The sequence below is a fragment of the Bradyrhizobium jicamae genome (assembly GCF_001440395.1).
Lineage (GTDB): Bacteria > Pseudomonadota > Alphaproteobacteria > Rhizobiales > Xanthobacteraceae > Bradyrhizobium > Bradyrhizobium jicamae.
In genome coordinates this window covers 1-2273 of sequence record NZ_LLXZ01000032.1, presented here as the reverse complement: position 1 = coordinate 2273, position 2273 = coordinate 1, and the positions used below count along the sequence as shown (strand labels likewise).

The window sequence follows — 2273 nt, the reverse complement described above, 5'->3', positions numbered from 1 at the left end:
TGCTCGGGATCACCGCTGAGGTTGGCGAAAGGCAGCACAACGATGGAAAGACGAGGTGCTGAAGGCGCGCCCGGCCTTGCGCTTCCAGTCAGGGCAGCCGGGCTCGGTCCATCCCGGACCACGGCATAGGCTCGGACCATGCGGTCGATGTTCTTGAGGTTCTGCTCGCCCAGATCGGCGAACTTGACCGCGACTTTGCCTCGAACTTGATCGTAGACAGATGACGAGATGCAGATGCCGCCGGGCTCTGCGATGCCCTCAAGCCTCGCCGCAATGTTGACGCCGTCTCCAAAGATGTCATGCGGCTCGACGATGACGTCGCCGATATTGACGCCCACCCGGAGCGCAATACGCCTGTCTTCCACCTCAGCGATTGTAAGTTCCTTTATGCGGGTCTGGAACTGCACAGCAGCGCGGACCGCTTCGACCGCGCTTGGAAACTCCGCCAAGAACCCGTCGCCGGTGTTCTTCACGATGCGGCCGCCGTGTTCGGAGATCACGGGCATGACACTGTCCGCGAGGAGCGCCGTCAGTTTGGCGTGCGTAGCCACTTCGTCATGGTGCATAAGCCGCGAATAGCCAGCCACGTCGGCGGCCAATATCGCCGACAACCTACGCTCGACCCGGACTGGCGGCTCCTGCACCATTGCCCGCAATCCTACCTAGAAGATACTCTACGACGGATCACGCGACAGTACCAAACGCTTTTGACGGGATGTCCACCCGGGCTGACGTCGGTTATTGGCCCTGAGGCGAAGATCACATTGTCCGTCGGCACGTCGGCTCGTGGGGGTAGACCGGACGTAACTCAGCGCGACCTTCAACGCCGGCTTTTGACCCGAAGCTGACTTGGGCACGCAAATTCTCCTAAAAATCTGCACAAAACCCAAGCCGGTTTATGGGCTATCATGCCCAAGGTCGTGTTTCATTGAGATAAGCCATTCGGGTGTGCGCAGCGCACTGAAAATTCTCAGGCTTCTTCATGGCGACCGCAACTTGAGGACGTGGCGTACTGCCGTCGTGCTGGCAAGCGCAACTATGTTCATCGCCTGTCTTACCCAGACCGCATTTGTAACCGAATGTTGCTACGTTGTGGGGGAGAGAAGGAGCGAGTCCGCTCTTGTCATGTTGCTTACAGGATGGGCCGGGGTGCTCGGGAGCTGGCTTCACCTGCCGCTTTTCGTCCTAATAATCGCAGGATGGTTGTGCGCCTGCGCGAGATGGTACGTTGCTGCCTTGATCTGCGCTTTCTCTTCCATCGCCGTCATCGCTAGTTTTCACGAACAGGTGCTTCCTAACGCTGGCTATGCCGCTTGGCTTGCCAACCCCATCATTGTGGCCGCCTGGTTCTTCTATCTTGCCGACAAGCGATCCGCAGCGTTGATCTCTGCGGTCCTTGCGTTGGGACTGACGCTGACGTTTCTGGGAGTAGCTACCGTGCCAATCAGTCCTAAACTTGGCGAGGTGGAGATTATTTCATACGGAAGCGGTTATTGGTTCTGGATCGTAAGCGCTGGAATACTCGTGGCAGGCGCCAGTGTGAGTAACCTGCCTCTTCGTTCCAGTGCGTCGGACAGTCGGTAAGGTGGCAGGCCCGCTTGTGACCCGAACCGGAAGTAGTCACTCACTTGATCCGATTTTAGCCTTCAGTATTGTGACGTTAATGGAAACAGACCCTACAATCTCATAGTCATGCAATCTCTTTTGACTTACTTGGGGATCATAATCCTCTACATTCTTGCTTGTGTGTTGTTCTACTTCCTTCGCACAATGCGCGTGCCGTCACGGGGCGGCTGGATTTATCGTGACGATGACCCAAGAATGTATTGGGCTCTGGTATCCTTATTTTGCGTGCAAATTGGTGTTCTGGTTATTGGTCTAATTTTCTACAACTGGGCCAAGCTCAAGCTTGGCTAATCTCCCGGAGAACTCCACTTCCGGTTTTGGCTCTTCAGAGACCTGCCAACAGCCCGTCACAACGTCTGCTGTCAGGGTGCTGTCAGGGTGGAGCGGAAGCGGCGGCTTGGTCGCCAAAACGGCGCTCATGACCCAAAGCCGTCTTTGACCCTCAGCGTCGCTCGCGGTCCAGCATTCTGCTATTGTGGCCTTTGCATTGTTGAACATTGGCCAATGGAGCACGCGATGCCAAACAGCAAGGAGATCGAGGCGACGTCGCACAAACTGCCGCAGGCCTATGTGCTTGGTGCCGGAGAAGGCGAACACCTGATCCATTTCCGTGATGGCGGCAACATCTTCATCAAGGTCGACCCCGT

General features: G+C 56.5%; 2 protein-coding genes. One reads left to right on the top strand and one right to left on the bottom strand.

Features of this window, described 5'->3' with window-relative positions; all coding sequences use genetic code 11:
• Window positions 1-647, bottom strand: a 647-nt coding sequence (locus CQ12_RS05670; protein WP_198164071.1) for an adenylate/guanylate cyclase domain-containing protein, incomplete at its 3' end; no start/stop codon positions are given.
• A 202-nt stretch (window positions 648-849) separates the two neighbouring features.
• Between CQ12_RS05670 and CQ12_RS05665 the strand changes: the two genes are divergently transcribed.
• Window positions 850-1584: a hypothetical protein gene (locus CQ12_RS05665; RefSeq protein WP_157088013.1), complete on the top strand. Its 735-nt coding sequence runs from the start codon at window positions 850-852 to the stop codon at window positions 1582-1584.
• Window positions 1585-2273: the final 689 nt, after the last annotated feature.